This is a genomic window from Allobosea sp. OK403, from assembly GCF_900113835.1.
In the GTDB taxonomy this organism is placed as follows: Bacteria; Pseudomonadota; Alphaproteobacteria; order Rhizobiales; family Beijerinckiaceae; genus Allobosea.
This window is the reverse complement of the sequence record NZ_FOQV01000001.1, coordinates 515205-530039: the sequence shown is the minus strand read 5'-3', so window position 1 is coordinate 530039 and position 14835 is coordinate 515205. Positions and strand designations below refer to the sequence as shown.

General features: G+C 65.7%; 18 protein-coding genes. 6 read left to right on the top strand and 12 right to left on the bottom strand.

Annotation, left to right across the window (positions count from 1 at the left end; genetic code table 11):
• Positions 1–4: 4 nt before the first annotated feature.
• The 5 genes from BMZ97_RS02250 to BMZ97_RS02230 form a co-directional block, all read right to left on the bottom strand.
• The gene (locus tag BMZ97_RS02250) at positions 5–988 is read right to left on the bottom strand and encodes an Ldh family oxidoreductase (protein WP_092165032.1); all 984 of its coding nucleotides are present in this window, start codon (positions 986–988) and stop codon (positions 5–7) included.
• Positions 985–1914 carry a hydroxyacid dehydrogenase gene (locus BMZ97_RS02245; RefSeq protein WP_092165030.1) on the bottom strand — a complete coding sequence of 310 codons (930 nt, stop codon included), beginning with the start codon at positions 1912–1914 and terminating at the stop codon, positions 985–987. Before BMZ97_RS02245 ends, BMZ97_RS02250 begins: the two co-directional genes overlap by 4 nt.
• Before the next feature lie 81 nt (positions 1915–1995).
• Complete coding sequence (locus tag BMZ97_RS02240) at positions 1996–3045, bottom strand: YeiH family protein (protein ID WP_244546196.1); 1050 nt, start codon at positions 3043–3045, stop codon at positions 1996–1998.
• Between the two features lie 106 nt (positions 3046–3151).
• Entirely contained in the window at positions 3152–4342 is a 1191-nt protein-coding gene (locus BMZ97_RS02235) for a UxaA family hydrolase (RefSeq protein WP_092166517.1), read from the bottom strand.
• A gap of 175 nt (positions 4343–4517) precedes the next feature.
• Complete coding sequence (locus BMZ97_RS02230; RefSeq protein WP_092165028.1) at positions 4518–4805, bottom strand: UxaA family hydrolase; 288 nt, start codon at positions 4803–4805, stop codon at positions 4518–4520.
• Positions 4806–4894: 89 nt separating this feature from the next.
• On the opposite strand from BMZ97_RS02230, the gene BMZ97_RS02225 reads away from it, so the two are divergent.
• The 3 genes from BMZ97_RS02225 (at position 4895) to ruvX (ending at position 7493) form a co-directional block, all read left to right on the top strand.
• A complete protein-coding gene (locus tag BMZ97_RS02225; protein WP_244546195.1) occupies positions 4895–5650 on the top strand; it encodes a GntR family transcriptional regulator in 756 nt (251 codons plus the stop codon).
• Positions 5651–5881: 231 nt separating this feature from the next.
• A complete protein-coding gene (locus BMZ97_RS02220; RefSeq protein ID WP_092165024.1) occupies positions 5882–6811 on the top strand; it encodes a tripartite tricarboxylate transporter substrate-binding protein in 930 nt (309 codons plus the stop codon).
• Between the two features lie 157 nt (positions 6812–6968).
• A complete protein-coding gene (gene ruvX / locus BMZ97_RS02215; RefSeq protein ID WP_092165022.1) occupies positions 6969–7493 on the top strand; it encodes a Holliday junction resolvase RuvX in 525 nt (174 codons plus the stop codon).
• Positions 7494–7512: 19 nt separating this feature from the next.
• On the opposite strand, the gene BMZ97_RS02210 is transcribed toward ruvX, so the two are convergent.
• Both BMZ97_RS02210 and BMZ97_RS02205 read right to left on the bottom strand, forming a co-directional pair.
• Positions 7513–7893: a hypothetical protein gene (locus BMZ97_RS02210; RefSeq protein WP_092165020.1), complete on the bottom strand. Its 381-nt coding sequence runs from the start codon at positions 7891–7893 to the stop codon at positions 7513–7515.
• A gap of 59 nt (positions 7894–7952) precedes the next feature.
• A complete protein-coding gene (locus BMZ97_RS02205; protein WP_139221131.1) occupies positions 7953–8399 on the bottom strand; it encodes a hypothetical protein in 447 nt (148 codons plus the stop codon).
• 268 nt (positions 8400–8667) lie between these two features.
• Between BMZ97_RS02205 and BMZ97_RS02200 the strand changes: the two genes are divergently transcribed.
• From BMZ97_RS02200 to BMZ97_RS02195, 3 genes are all read left to right on the top strand, one after another.
• Entirely contained in the window at positions 8668–9591 is a 924-nt protein-coding gene (locus tag BMZ97_RS02200; RefSeq protein ID WP_175525397.1) for an AEC family transporter, read from the top strand.
• 134 nt (positions 9592–9725) lie between these two features.
• The gene (locus BMZ97_RS30555; RefSeq protein ID WP_139221130.1) at positions 9726–10004 is read left to right on the top strand and encodes a hypothetical protein; all 279 of its coding nucleotides are present in this window, start codon (positions 9726–9728) and stop codon (positions 10002–10004) included.
• Positions 10005–10092: 88 nt separating this feature from the next.
• Positions 10093–10374 (top strand): hypothetical protein, encoded by a 282-nt coding sequence (locus BMZ97_RS02195; RefSeq protein ID WP_139221129.1) that lies wholly within the window; start codon positions 10093–10095, stop codon positions 10372–10374.
• A gap of 12 nt (positions 10375–10386) precedes the next feature.
• On the opposite strand, the gene dprA is transcribed toward BMZ97_RS02195, so the two are convergent.
• From dprA to BMZ97_RS02170, 5 genes are read right to left on the bottom strand one after another with little or no spacing between them, the layout of a single operon-like run.
• Positions 10387–11610 carry a DNA-processing protein DprA gene (gene dprA / locus BMZ97_RS02190; protein ID WP_092165012.1) on the bottom strand — a complete coding sequence of 408 codons (1224 nt, stop codon included), beginning with the start codon at positions 11608–11610 and terminating at the stop codon, positions 10387–10389.
• Between the two features lie 6 nt (positions 11611–11616).
• Positions 11617–12240, bottom strand: a complete 624-nt coding sequence (gene plsY, locus BMZ97_RS02185; protein ID WP_092165010.1) for a glycerol-3-phosphate 1-O-acyltransferase PlsY — start codon at positions 12238–12240, stop codon at positions 11617–11619.
• Between the two features lie 33 nt (positions 12241–12273).
• On the bottom strand, positions 12274–13578 hold the full coding sequence (pyrC, locus tag BMZ97_RS02180) for a dihydroorotase (protein WP_092165008.1): 1305 nt from the start codon (positions 13576–13578) through the stop codon (positions 12274–12276).
• Entirely contained in the window at positions 13571–13813 is a 243-nt protein-coding gene (locus BMZ97_RS02175; RefSeq protein ID WP_092165006.1) for a hypothetical protein, read from the bottom strand. Before BMZ97_RS02175 ends, pyrC begins: the two co-directional genes overlap by 8 nt.
• A gap of 5 nt (positions 13814–13818) precedes the next feature.
• A complete protein-coding gene (locus tag BMZ97_RS02170; RefSeq protein WP_092165004.1) occupies positions 13819–14763 on the bottom strand; it encodes an aspartate carbamoyltransferase catalytic subunit in 945 nt (314 codons plus the stop codon).
• Between the last annotated feature and the right edge of the window lie 72 nt (positions 14764–14835).

Genomic DNA, 14835 nt, shown 5'->3' with positions numbered 1-14835 from the left:
AAGGTCAGGTGCCCGCCAGAAATTCCTCAGCGACATCAATCCCCTCCGCCCTCGCCTTCGCACGCAAATTCAAGCGTCTGACGCCTGGCAGCCTCGTGCCGTCCTGGTCCTCGATCGCATGCGCCAGCATCCGCATACGCTCATCGAACCAATGACCGCCCATGGCGGAGGGATCGATCGCGAGGATGAGCTGGCCGGTGTCGGGCGGGCCGCCCTTGTCGTCAAGGAAGGAGGAGGCCTCGAAAGCGAAATGCGCGCCGACCAGCGAGGCAGCCAGGATCTCGACCATGAGCGCCAGCGTCGCGCCCTTGGCGTCGCCAAGCGGAACCATGGTGCCGGCGAGTGCGGCGGCGGCATCGGTTGTCGGCTTCCCGGCCGGATCGAGCGCCCAGCCTTCGGGAATGGCCTCGCCCTTTTGCTTCGCTGCCACGATCGGTCCACGTGCGACCTTCGACAGGGCCATGTCGATGACCAGCGGGTCGCGGCCGGCGAGCGGCGCGGCAAAAGCGATCGGGTTGGTGCCGAAGACGGGTTTCGCCCCGCCCCAAGGCGCGATCGCCGCCGGCGTGTTGGCGAAAAGCAGTGCAACCAGCCCCTGTTCGGCCAACCGCTCGACATGGAGGCCTGCTGCGCCGCAATGGTTCGAACGCCGGATCGGGGCGATCGCCACGCCCTGCTCTCGCGCGAGCGCCGGCAATTCGATGACGGCGAGATCAATCGCCGGATAGGCGAAGCCATGGCAAGCGTCGATCGCCAGAACGCCGGGCTTCGGCTTGCGTGCAATCGGCACCGCTTGCCCGTTGATCTTGCCGGATCTGAGCATGGCGAGATAGGTCGGCACGCGCGACAGGCCATGGCCCTTGAGCCCGTCGGCCTCGGCCATGACGAGCGCCCAGGCGACCGAGGCCGCATTGGCGGGAGATGCGCCAGCCGCTGCGAACAGGTCCGCGAGCCTGGTTTCGACCGCCTCAAACGACAGCTTTGTCATATTCGCCCCTCCAGCGCGGCCATGACGCGCTCGGCGACGAGACCGGAGACGCGGCCATTCGACTCGACCGTGTTGCCCGCGATATGCGGCGTCAGGATCAGATTGGGCGTTCCGGCGAAGCGCTTCCCACCCTCGCGCAGAGGCTCCTCCTCGAAGACGTCGAGCGCCGCGCCGCCGAGCTTGCCACCTTTCAGCGCCGCGATCAGCGCCTCCTCATCCATGACGCCGCCGCGCGCCGCATTGACCAGCACGGCGTCCGGCTTCATCCGGGCAAAGGCCTTCTTGCCGATCAATCCTCGCGTTTCCGGCGTCAGCGGCAAATGGATGCTGATGACATCCGCGCTGGAAAGGACGGCGTCGAGGTCGAGACGCTGGGCCGCCTGCCAGGCCGGATCGTCCTCTGGCACGTAGGGATCGTAGGCGACGACGTTCATGCCGAGCAATCGGGCATGGTTGGCGGTGTCGCGCGCGATTGCGCCGAAGCCGACCAGGCCGAGCCGCTTGCCGGCGATCTCGCGGCCGATCAGCTTGGTCTTGGGAAATTCTCCGGCGACCATCGCAGCATTGGCGAAATAGGCGCCGCGCAGCAACACCATGGCGCTGCCGATGACGTATTCGACCACGGACAGGCTGTTGGCGCCGGTCGCCGGGAAAACCTTGATGCCGCGCGCCGTGCAGGCTTCCATGTCGATATTGTCGAGCCCGACGCCGAGCCGCCCGACGACCTTGAGCGCCTTGGCCGCAGCAAGCACGGCACCCCTCACCTGCGTCTGGTTGCGCACGATCAAGGCGGGCGATGTCGCAACCAGCGCAGCCAGTTCGTCCGGCTTGCCGAAAAGCTCGGGATCGTGATGGACCTCGTAGCGCGCGCGCAGCATCGCGACGGCGGCGTCATCCATGAATTCGGTGATGATGATATCTGCCATGGGGTCTCCGGCCGGCTCTCGTTCGAGCGTTGAAAGGTGAGATCGCCTTGAAGCAGCCTTCCGCTTCTCGCGCTCCCCTGATCAGCCCAGCGCCAGAAGGCCGCCGGTGACGATGACGAGAATGACGAGGCTTGTGCCCGTGACCAGCACGAGATGCCGCCAGCCGAGGCGGGCCATCGCCGCCATGGAGGTGCCGAGCCCAAGTGCCGCGATGGCGATCAGCAAACCCCAGCGAGAAACCTCGAGCAAGGCGTCGCGCAGCGGCAGATAGATGCCCGCCAGCGCCGGCAGCGTCGTCAGCAGGCTGTTGAGCAGGCACAGGCCGAGGAAGACGATCGCGAAGACCGGGACCGGCACCTTCGCATGCTCGGCATGCCCACCCTCGCGCACCATCCACCAGCCCACCGCCAGCACCGCCGGCAGCAGCATGAACACCCGGAACAGCTTGACGATAATCGCCGCATTGGCGGCCTCGTCGGAGACCGCCTGGCCCGCGCCGACGACCTGGGCGACGTCATGGATGGTCGCGCCCAGCATGATGCCGGTCTGCATCGGCGAGAGATTGAGCCAGGCGCAGATCAAGGGATAGGCCAGCATCGCCAGGGTCGCGAAGGCGTTCATGGCGATGACGGTGAAGGCGACATCGGCCGCCTTGCCGCGATAATCGGGCACCACGGTCGCGGTCGCGAGCGCAGCCGACGCCCCGCAGACCGCTGTCGCAACGCCGGCGAGCGCGCCGACCCCTGCCTCGCGGCCGAGCCAGCGCGCCAGCAGGAAGCCGCAGATCACGGTCACGATCATCGAGGCGATGATGAGCAGAGCGGTCGAAAGGCCCAATGCGATGATGTCGCCAAGCGCGACGCGCAGGCCCAGCAGCCCGATCGCCCAGCGCAGCAGCTTCTTGACGCAGAAGGTCATGCCCGGCTCGAAGCGGGCGGTGTTGGCGAAGGGATGCAGCAGCATGCCGATCACCAGCGCGATCACGACGGCGGGGACGCCGACGCGGCCGCCGGCTGCGGCCTTGAGCAGCGGCTCGACCAGCACGGAGGCGATGGCGACGACGACCGAGAGCGCGATGCCCTCGAAAAGGGGGCGCCAGGCGCTCAGCGGTGAGGTTGTCGCAACGGGCAAGAACGCGGCTCCGACTCGTCTGGTCGAGATGGCTTCGGCAAATGACTTCAGCAAGAACAGGGCCGAAGCGACGGCTCGCGTCGCCGCTCCGGCTGATAGCAGCGGATCAGGCCGAGCGGTAGAGCTTGGTCATCGAGAATTCGCGATGCCCCAATGCTTCGGACGCGGTCAGCCGGCCATTGGCGGTGCGCACGATATTCTGGATCAGCGCATCGCCAGCCTGGGGGATGGTGAGGTCGCGGCGCAGGATGCCGGAGACGTCGACGTCGATATGCTCGGGCATGGTGCGCATCGTCTTCGGGTTACCGGTGATCTTGATGACCGGAACGATCGGATTGCCGATGACGTTGCCTTGCCCGGTCGGGAAGGTGTGCACGACATAGCCGCCCGCCGCCATCAGCGTCACGCATTCGGCCGCGGCCGATGAGGTGTCCATATAATAAAGGCCTGGCCCCTTCGACGGCGCCTCGGCCGGCTGCAGGATGTCGATGTATTTGCACTCGCGGCCGATCTTCTCGAGATTGCCGAGCGCCTTCTCCTCGATCGTGGTCAGGCCGCCGGCGATGTTGCCCTTGGTTGGCTGTGAATCCGAAAGATCGTCGGTCTTGTGGGCTTCGATGACGTCGTCCTGATAGGCCTTCCACATCTTGTACCAGCGCTCTCCGACCTCGGGCGTCGCAGCCCTCGCCTTGCAGAGATGCTCGGCGCCGGTGATCTCCGAGGTTTCGCCGAAGACGCCATGGATGCCGCGCGGGATCCATTTGTCGTACATGTTGCCGACCGTCGGGCAGGAGGAGAGCCCCGTGGTCGTGTCGGACTCGCCGCATTTGGTCGAGACCCATAGCTCCTCGATGCCGCATTTCTCGCGCTGCAATTCGCTCGCCCATTGCACGAACTCCTTGGCGACATAGGAGGCCTTGGCGATGGTGGCGATGTCGCCATGGCCCTCGATGCCGAAGCCGACGACCGGCTTGCCGGTGGCGGCGATGCCGTCGACGACGCGCTTGGTCCAACCGTCCTCGATGCCGATCACGACCACGGCCGCGACATTGGGATTCGCACCGGTGCCGATCAGGGTGCGGAAATGGATATCGAGGTCCTCGCCGAACTGGAGCCGACCATAGGCGTGCGGGATCGCCAGCGTGCCCTTGATGTTGTTGGCGACGGCCTCGCAGGCAGCATTCGAGAGGTCATCGAGCGGCAGCAGCAGCACATGGTTGCGCACGCCGACGCGGCCATTCTCACGACGCCAGCCATGGAAGGCATCGAGGCTGCGACCGGTCGGACGCCGGACCATCGGGGCCTTGAATTCCGGCACCTCGATCTTGCGGCCCTTGATGCGGCCGAGCTTGCCCTTCACGAGATCGAAATTGGCGACGATCGACATGGCGCTTCCTCTATTCATTGCGGGCTCAACCTTGCCGGGAGCCCATTGCTGATTCTTTTCAGGCCGTTGCGCGGGTTTGTTTGTTTCACCAACGCTTTGTCTTGGCGTTGTGGATGTGCAGATGCTCGCCCCGCTTCACATCGGCGACGGCCTTGCCGATGTCCTGGCCGTATTTCCAGATCGTATCGCCCGCCTTGATGTCCTTGAGCGCGACCTTGTGCCCGATCGGGATGTCCATCTTTGCGGTCAGGCGAAAATCGGAATTGTCGTGAGTGACGACGCCGAGCATGTCGGTGCCGGCCTTGAGGCCTTCAACGACGACGACACCGACAGTGTCCTTCTTTTCATGGACCAGGAGATGGGGCTTGCTCATTCGGGGCTCCTCCGGGGGTGACGCCAGATCGGTCCGGCAAATCGGCGCTCGACCTTGATGAGACCAAGTCTTATATAAGACATATGAGTGTGCACAAGACAGAAAATCCCGGGCGCCGCATCGCCGACACAGCCGAGCCACTCGGCTTCCGGCCGCTCTACCGGCAGGTCAAGGCGATCTTCGTCAGGCGGCTCGTGGATGGCGTCTGGGCGCCGGGCGAAAGCCTGCCCAGCGAAGGCCAGCTCGCCACCGAGATCGGCGTCAGCCAGGGTACGGTACGCAAGGCGCTCGACGAGCTCGCTGCCGAGAACCTGCTGGTTCGCCGCCAGGGCCGCGGCACCTTCGTCGCCGAGCATGACGAGCGGCGCATCCTGTTCCAGTTCTTCAAGCTGGTTCACGACGATGGCGAGCGCCGCTTTCCTGACAGCACCGTGCTGGGGGTGGAGACCGGCAAGGCCGATGACGCCGAATGCGTGGCGCTCGACCTCGACGGAGAAGCCGATGTCATCCGCATCCGCCGACTGCGGTCGCTCGATGCCGTCCCAATCATTCTGGAGACGCTGACCTTGCCGCAGCGCGTCTTTCCAGGGCTGGAGGCGGGGCCGATCCCCAATAATCTCTACAGCCTGTTCGCCGCCCGCTACGGTGTGACGATCGCCAATGCGCGGGAGCGCTTGAAGGCCGTGGCGCTCGACGCCGACGAGGCCGGCCTGCTCGCAGCCCCGGTCGGCACAGCTGCCCTGCGGATCGACCGCATCGCCTTTTCGCTCGATGGCTCGCCGGTCGAGCGACGCCTGAGCATCTGCCTGACCAAGGAGGCCCACTACCTGTCCGACCTGCGCTGACGCGCCAGGTCCGATCGCTCGCTTTCCCACCAAGCCGCCGCAGAGCGGTTTCAAAACCGGAGGAAATGGATGCCAGCGAACATCATAAGACGCCTAGAGCGTTTTCGAGCGAAGTGGATACCGGTTCGCGCTAGGAAAACGCGACAAAACAAAGGGCTAGAACAATTGAACGATCCAATAGGATCGAAAATTGCCCTAGCACTCGGAGGCCTGCTGGCCCTGGGGCTTGCCATGCCAGCCTGGGCCCAGAGCTTTCCCAGCAAGCCGATCGCCCTGATCGTGCCCTTCGCCGCCGGAGGGCCAAGCGACGTCATCGCCCGCCTGGTCGGCGACCATATGGGGCGCACGCTCGGTCAGCCGATCCTCGTCGAGAACGTCGCCGGCGCCGGCGGCACGGCAGGAGCGCGACGCCTCGCGGCGGCAGAGCCGGATGGACATACGCTGCTGATCCACCATCTCGCCCTCGCCGCGGCGCCCGCGCTCTACGGCAATCTGACCTATGACACACGCACGGCCTTCGCGCCGGTCGGCCTGATCAATGCCGGTCCAATGGTGCTCGCAGGCAAGCTCGCCTTGCCGCCGGTCGATGCCAAGGCGTTCTTTCCCTATGCCAAGCTCCAGGCCGAGAAGCTGACGATCGCCCATGCCGGCATCGGCTCGAACGCGCATCTCTGCGCCGTGCTGCTGGGCCAGGCGCTCGGCGTGAAATTCACCCAAGTCGCCTATCGCGGCACAGGGCCGGCAATGAACGATCTCGTCTCCGGGCAGGTCGATCTGCTTTGCGACCAGTCGACCACGGCGGTGCCGCAGATCCAGGGCGACAAAATCCGCGCCTATGCCGTAACCTCGCCCCAGCGCCTCGATGTCCTGCCCAACACGCCGACGGCGCGCGAAACCGGCACGGATCTCGAGATGACGATCTGGCACGGGCTCTACGCCCCGAAGGGCACGCCCACCCCTGTGCTCGACAAACTCAACGGCGCGCTCAGGGCGGCGCTCAAGGATCCCACAGTGCTCGAGCGCTTCAAATCGGCCGGCACCCAGGTTTTCCCGGAGAGCGACTGGACCCGCGAGGCGCATGCGAAGCGCCTCAATGCGGAGATCGCGAAATGGGCGGCCTCGCTGCAGGCTGCCGGTATCACGCCGCAAAATGTGAATTAGAGCAATTTCCGATCGGACTGGATCGTTCAATTGCTCTAAATCCTTGTTTTGACGCGTTTTCTTTACGCGAACCGGTACCCACTTCGCTCGAAAACGCTCTAGGCACGCAAGCACGCGCCGCTCGCCTCGATAGGCGGCGCGTGCTACCGGCCATGGCATGTCAAGCAATGTCGTGCCGCTCGAGACCTTCCTGGATCTGCCAGACCATGCCCGATTGCTCGGGCTCGATCTCGGCACCAAGACGATCGGGCTCGCTTTGTCCGACGTCGAACGGCAGATCGCGACGCCTCTGGAGACGATCCGCCGGGTCAAGTTCGGGCTTGATGCGGCGGCCCTGCTCAAGATCGCACAGAGCCACGCCGTCGCGGGGCTGATCATCGGCCTGCCGCTCAACATGGATGGCTCGGAAGGGCCCCGCGTCCAGTCGACGCGCGCTTTTGTGCGCAATCTGGCACCGCTCACGCCGCTGCCGGTGGCCTATTGGGACGAGCGTATGTCGACCATGGCCGTCACCCGCACCTTGCTGTTCGCCGACGCCTCGCGCGCCAAGCGGGCCGAGGTCGTCGACAAGATGGCTGCCGCCTACATCCTGCAGGGTGCACTCGACAGGTTGATGCGCATGGAGCCGGGCGATACCGGACATGACGACGCCGCGCCGGATGAAGCCGACGCGTCGCGTTAGGCGGGCTAAAAAGCCTGATTCACTGCCCGAGGAGCCCGCGCTTGATCAGCTTCTTCTCGGCCTCGCGCTGGTTCTTGATGGCGCGCTTCTGGTCCTCGAGGCTCATGCCGGCGAGAGGATTGCTGTTCCCCCGACCCGGACCGGGACGTGCTCCGGGACCTTGATCATAGCCACGCCGGCCCTGATCGTAGCCACCGCGATCATCGCGGCGGTAACCATCGCGCCGCTCATAGCGGTCCCTGCGCTCGTAGCCGTCCCTGCGCTCGTAGCCGTTGCGCCGATCATAGTCGGGATCGCGGTCATAGCCGCGATAATACTGGGCCGAGGCCGACCCGGCCCCGCCAATGGCGGACACGACGAGGCCAAGGCAAAGCCATATCGCCTTGCGATCGTAAGACATCGAATTCCCCCAAATCATGTCGGCAGGCCCGGCCGGAAAGACCGGGTCTGTCTATGTGGTCAACGACCGCCGCGAGACGGATCGACCGTTCCGTTGCGTGAGCGATAGCCCGAGTCGTAGCCGCCTTGATAGTAGCGATAGCGCGGAGCGTAGACCGGCGCCTCATAGACCGGCTCCGGCTCGTAATAGATCGGGCGACGCGGGGCATAAACGGTATAGCCGTCGTCATAGCCGTCATAGGGATCAGCATAGGCCGGGCGGCTCGCGGCGATCGCCGCCGCGCCGAGAACACCAAGGCCGACCGCGCCGGCGATGGCCGCACCGCGCCCGCCATGCCAACCGCGACGATAGCCGCGATAATAGCTGTACTCGGCCGGGGCCGCATCGAGCCTCTGCGCATCGACCCGCAGGCGCGCCTCGCTTGCGAAGGCAGGCGTCACGAGCCCTGCACCTGCGATAGCCGCAGCCGTCACGCCCGCGATCAAAACACTCCTCTTGGAAGCCATGTTGGTATCTCCTGAGGTGGTCAGCAGCAGCATCCACAAGATGCCTGCGCCGGATTGAACACGGCCTGAACCAATCGCGGCAGTATTGCGGCGACAGCAGCCCGCCCATTCCTCTGCGCCCTTGTCCGGGCATCATCATCATGACAGGAGAATGGCCCGCCTTGACGATGCTCTCGGTCTCAACAACGAGCGTCTCGGCCGCTTGTTCCGATTCCGGGCGCCGCCAGCCCGCCGTGACCAGCTGCCGTCACCTGGATCCGCCCGCGACATGAGCCCGATGATCAACAGCCTCGTCGCCGTCTTCCTGGTGATCGCAACCGGTTGGGGTCTGAAGACCGCGGGCTTCGTCACGGCGGCGCATTGGAGCGGCGTCGAGCGCCTGACCTATCAGGTGCTGTTCCCCGCGGTCGTGATCCATACCTTGGCTGTCGCCGATCTGAGCCGCCTGCCCGTGCTGGCAATGGGCCTGAGCCTGATCCTGACCATACTCTGCGTCGCCGCGGCTCTTCTGTTGAGCCGCCCCCTGCTGCGGCGTCTCGGGATTGAGGGCCCGGCCTTCACCTCGATCTTCCAGGGCTCGGTGCGCTGGAACACCTTTGTGGGCCTGGCGCTCGCCTCGGGGCTCCTTGGCCGCGACGGCGCGACGATGATGGCGATCGCGGTAGCGGCGATGATCCCGCTGCTGAACGTGATGTGCGTGATCGTGCTGGCGCGCTACGCCAACGGGCAGCCGATGAGCCCAGGCGCAACGCTGCGCTCGGTCGCGCTCAACCCTTTCATCTGGTCGTCGGCGCTGGGGCTCATCCTCAACCAGTTGCAGTGGCTGCTCCCGGTCGCGGTCGCGACCTATGTCGACATTCTGGGCCGCGCGGCGCTCGGCATCGGGCTGCTGGTGGTCGGGGCCGGGCTCGATCTGGGCCGCCTCGCCAAGCCCCGGCTCGCTCATGGCCTGGCCATCGCGCTCAAGCTCGTCGTCATGCCGGTGCTGGCCTGGACGCTCGCCCGGCAACTCGGCGTCTCGGGGCCTGCCCTGACGATGACGGTGGTCGCCGCCGCAGTCCCGACAGCCACGGCCGCCTATTTCCTGGCACGCGACCTCGGCGGCGACGCGCCGCTGATGGCCGAGATCACGACGATGCAGACTTTGCTCGCACTCGGCACCCTGCCGCTGGCCGTGCTCGTCCTCACCTGAGTGGTCTCCGTTACGTTTAGGACGTTACTATTCAATTTTACACGCATTGATTGCGTTTTTATAAGACGCCGCGAGTATGATTGGGGTCCAGATGTCGCGCGACGTCGCGCACATTGTCACGGGAGTTCAGCCCCATGATATCGCGAGGACGAGTTACCTTCCCACGCTCCGGCGGCGCCGCGCACGGCGGAGCTAGCGGCACCGCTTCCGCCTCGCCCGACGCGATTCTCACCGAAGAGCCGCAGCTCTCCGAATTGCAGCAGGCGACTGCGCTCTACATCGAGCGCATGAGCGCAGACATGCTCGGGATGGCGAAATCCGCCAGCCTGGAGAGCCTTGCCTATTTCCTGGACATGACGCGGCTCGAAGCATCCGTCCAGCTCAAGCGCGAGGCCGGCGCGACCTTGATGTGAACCTGCAAGGCAGAGGGCAAAGCCAGGTCAATCTTTATTAAACTACAGGTTGCATTCTAGCGCAATTGCACCCCATGGAGGCATAGACGTGACTGCAGTTGCCGAACCCAGCCAAGCCCTCCCTGGAACCCAGCCGCGCAAGGGCGGCGAAGCTTTGTCTCCCGTGGCCGCGGCACCGGCTGGCGCGATCGATGGCTGCGTCGCCCAGCAACGCCAGCTTCAGTTCGAGGTCTCGCACTATATCGAATTGCTGCTCATCGAACTCGGCACGATGGCGCGCGCCGCCGATCTACGGCATCTGGTCTATTTCCTCGAACTCACGCGCCAAGAAGCGAGCGACCAGATCAAGCGTTGCCGCCCCGATCACTAGAGCCGGATGACCTCAGGGCATCAGGCGCGTCAGCAGGCCGCCTGGCTGTCGTAAAACTGTGCCTGAGAGTTCCAGCTCCAAGAGCTCCCGGCTGACATCGCGAGCGGAACGGCCGCTGGCGCGCACGAGATCGTCGATCGAGATCGGCGCCGTACCAAGCAGATCGAGCAGATTGATGCCCTGATCGCCCGTCTCCGACGGCAAGACCTTGTCCTGCCAAGCCTTGTCCTGCCGAGCCGTCTCCGCCGGGAGCTCCGTCTTCGGCGCGGGCGTAATCCCTGGCAGATCGAGCTCGTCCCACAGCGCCTGAGGCGGAGCCTCTCCCGCGCCATCCCGCATCACGGCTCCGCCGCCAGGCCTCTGGTCGAACTCGACCAGCGGCAGCAACGCCTCGATGACGTGAGCGGCTTCCGCGCAAAGCGTCGCGCCCTCACGAATCAGGTGGTTGCCGCCCTCGGCGCGCGGATCGAGCGGCGAACCGGGAACCGCAAAAACCTGCCGGCCCTGCTCATTGGCGAAGCGCGCCGTGATCAGCGAGCCCGATTTGCGGGCCGCTTCGACCACCACTGTTCCCAATGACAGACCGGAGACGAGCCGGTTGCGGCGCGGAAAGTCGCGCCCACGCGGGGCCCAGCCCATCGGCATCTCGCTGATCCCGGCACCGGTCTCCAGAAGCCGCTGGAACAAGGGCTCATTCTGAGGCGGATAGACCTGGTCGAGACCGCCGGCCAGCACGGCGATCGTTCCGGTCTTGAGGCTCGCTTCATGGGCTGCGGTGTCGATGCCGCGCGCCAGCCCGGAGACCACGACGAAACCCGCCTCCCCAAGATCGCGCGCCAGCCTGGCTGTGAATTTCTGCCCGGCGGCGGAGGCGTTGCGCGAGCCGACGAGTGCAACGCAAGGCCGCAGCAGCGCGTCCGCAGCCCCGATCACCGCCAGCAAGGGCGGCGCCGAATCGATCGCCTGCAATGGCCTCGGATAGGCCGCCTCGCCCAGGGCGATCAAACGGCCGCCTTGATGCTGTAGAGCCGCGAACTCACGCTCGACCTCAGCCTCCGTGCAGAGCCGCAGCGTGCGGCCGGACTGCCGTGCGAGATCCGGCAAGGCTTCAAGCGCAGCGGCCGCGCCGCCGAAGCGGTTCATCAACGCGCGGAAGGTGCGTGGGCCGACGCTTTCACTGCGGATCAGTCTCAGCCAATCCAGGCGCTGGCGATCGGTGAGGGCGACGCCAGCCATGCCCGTTCAGTCCTTCTGGCCGATCTTGCCTTCGCGGCCGCCGAGCAGCCGCGCAATGTTCTCCCGGTGCATGCACCAGAGCAGCACGGTGAGCAGCGCCATTCCCACCGCCATCTGGTACTCATGCGCCCAGAACCAGAGCAGGAGCGGCGCCAGCACGCTCGCCAGCAGCGCCGAAACCGAGGAATATCGGCTGAGATAGGCGACGCTGAGCCAGATCGCGGCAAAAGTGACAGCAATCGGCCATTTCAGCCCGATCAGGATACCGAGATAGGTGGCGACGCCCTTGCCGCCCCGAAAGCGCAGCCAGACCGGGAAGAGATGGCCGAGAAACGCGCCGAACCCTGCCAGCAGGGCGGCGCTCTTGCCGCCGACCAGATAGGCGCCGAGCAGCACCGCCGCCGTGCCCTTGAGCATGTCGCCGGCCAACGTCAAGGCTGCGAGCTTCTTGTTGCCGGTGCGCAGCACATTGGTCGCGCCGATATTGCCCGAGCCGATGCTGCGCAGATCCGGCCCGCCCGACAGGCGCGTCAGGATGATCCCGAAGGGAATCGAGCCGAGCAGATAGCCTATGGCGAGGGCCGCACAGACAGAGGGCCATGACAGGCCCAAATTCATCCAGTCCGGCATGCCGCCCCTCTCGTCTCAGCCCACAATAGGAGCTTAGACCGCGTCGTCGTGATAGACCACCCTGCCCGCGACCAGCGTCGTGCGCACCAGCCCTTCGAGCTTGGCCTCGTCGAAAGGCGAGTTCTTGGCGCGCGATTTGAGCTTGCGCTTGTCGACGACATGCGGGGCATCGGGATCGAACAAGGCGAGATCAGCGGGCGCGCCCACCGCAAGCCGGCCGCCGGGCAGGCCCAGCAGATCGGCCGGCCGCACCGAGAGCGAAGCCAGCAGCGTGGCGAGGCCGATCTGCCCGGCATGGACCATGCGCAGGGCGGCCGGCAGCAAGGTCTCGATCCCGAGCGCTCCGTCGGCGGCTTCCGCAAAGGGCTGGCGCTTGGTCTCGACGTCCTGGGGATCATGATCGGACACCACGACGTCGATGACGCCCTCGGCCAGCGCCGCGACCATGGCCAGGCGGTCCTGCTCATGGCGCAGCGGCGGGGAGACCTTGCAGAAGGTGCGATAGTCCCCGACATCGTTCTCGTTCAGCGTCAGGTTGTTGATCGAGACGCCGCAGGTGACGCGCAGGCCCGACCCCTTGGCCCGGCGCACCAGTTCGACCGATTCCGCGCAGGAAATCATCGCCGCGTGGTAGCGCGAGCCGGTCGCCCGCGCGAGCCGGATGTCGCGCTCCAGCATCACGGTCTCGGCCTCGTGGGGGATGCCCGGCAGCCCCTTGCGGCTGGCGAATTCGCCCTCGTTCATGACGCCAGAACCGCGCAGATCGGGATCTTCGACATGGTTCATCAACAGCGCGTCGAAATCGCGGGCGTAAATCATCGCCCGGCGCAGCAATTGTGGATTGCGGACCGCCTTGGCGCCATCGCCGAACGCCACGGCACCGGCTTCCAGCAACAGGCCGAACTCGGTGATCTCCCTGCCCAGCATCCCCTTGGTCAGGGCGGCCGACGGCAGCACGTTGACGATGGCCTTGTCGCGGGCGCGGCGCTTGATGAAGTCGATGATTGCGGGATCGTCGATCGGCGGATCGGTATCGGGCCGGCAGACGACCGTGGTAACGCCGCCCGCAGCGGCGGCTTGCGAGCCGGTGCCGAGCGTTTCGCGGAATTCGGCCCCCGGCTCGCCGAGAAAGGCGCGCAGATCGACCAGCCCCGGCGTCAGAACCAGACCGCCCGCATCGATCAGATGCGTGCCTTCCGCGACGGCCGGGTGCGCGCCGCCCCAGACGACATCCGCGATCAGGCCCGACCGGATGAGGAGCGAACCGCGCTCGTCGCGCCCTGTCGCCGGATCGATGAGCCGGGCGTTGACGATCGCGATGTCCTGAAGTTCAGCCATGGTCGGTTCCATTCCTGCCGTCACGGCTCTGCCTGCGCGCGAAGGCATAAGTCCAGAAGCCTACCAGCCCCCAGAACGCCAGACATAAAGCGGCGCCCGCGACGACGATGAACCAGGTCCAGCCCGAGCGCGGCTCGACGTAGAGGAACCCGGTCGAGACGACGAGATAGAGCGCCACGAAGATGTATCGGACCCGGCGCATCAGCTTCAGCAGCAGGGCAAGGGCGAGGTCCACTGCGCTCAGCCATTCGGCAGGTGCTGGGCGAGCGCATCAAGTACGGCCATGCGGACGGCGACGCCCATCTCGACCTGTTCGCGGATCAAGGACTGTGCGCCGTCGGCGACCTCCGAGGAGATCTCGACACCGCGATTCATCGGGCCTGGATGCATTACGAGCGCGTTCGGCTGGGCCGCGTCGAGCTTCTCGCGGTCGAGGCCAAAATAGCGGAAGTACTCCTTTGGAGACGGCACGAACGCGCCATGCATGCGTTCGAGCTGCAGGCGCAACATCATTACGATGTCAGCGCCTTCCAACCCCTTCTTCATGTCGGTGAAGACCGTGACGCCCATGCGCTCGATGCCGGCCGGCAGCAGGGTCGAGGGTGCGATCAGACGGACTTTCGCGCCGAGCGCGTTCAAGAGGATGATGTTGGAGCGGGCGACGCGCGAATGCAGGATGTCGCCGCAGATCGCCACCGTCAGCCCGGCGATGCGGCCCTTGTTGCGGCGGATGGTGAGCGCGTCGAGAAGCGCCTGCGTCGGGTGCTCATGGGCGCCATCACCGGCATTGACCACCGAGCAATCGACTTTGCGGGCCAAGAGATTGACCGCACCGGCCGCATGATGGCGCACCACCAGGATATCGGGCCGCATCGCGTTCAGCGTCGCTGCGGTGTCGATCAGCGTCTCGCCCTTCTTCACCGAAGAGGAGGCGACCGACATGTTCATGACATCAGCGCCAAGGCGTTTGCCGGCGAGCTCGAAGGAGGCCTGCGTCCGGGTCGAGGGCTCGAAGAACAGGTTGATCTGGGTGCGGCCGCGCAGGGTCGCCGTCTTCTTTTCGACCTGCCGGGAGAGCGCGACATAGGTGTCGGCCCTGTCCAACAGCGCCTCGATGTCCAGATGGGACAACCCCTCGATGCCGAGGAGGTGGCGGTGCGGATAAAGCGGTGCTGGCGATGTCATTTGAAGCAGGGTGTTTAGGCGCGAGTCGTGACCTGCGCAAGGCACGGCTGCCACCGCGCCGCCTTTTTCCCA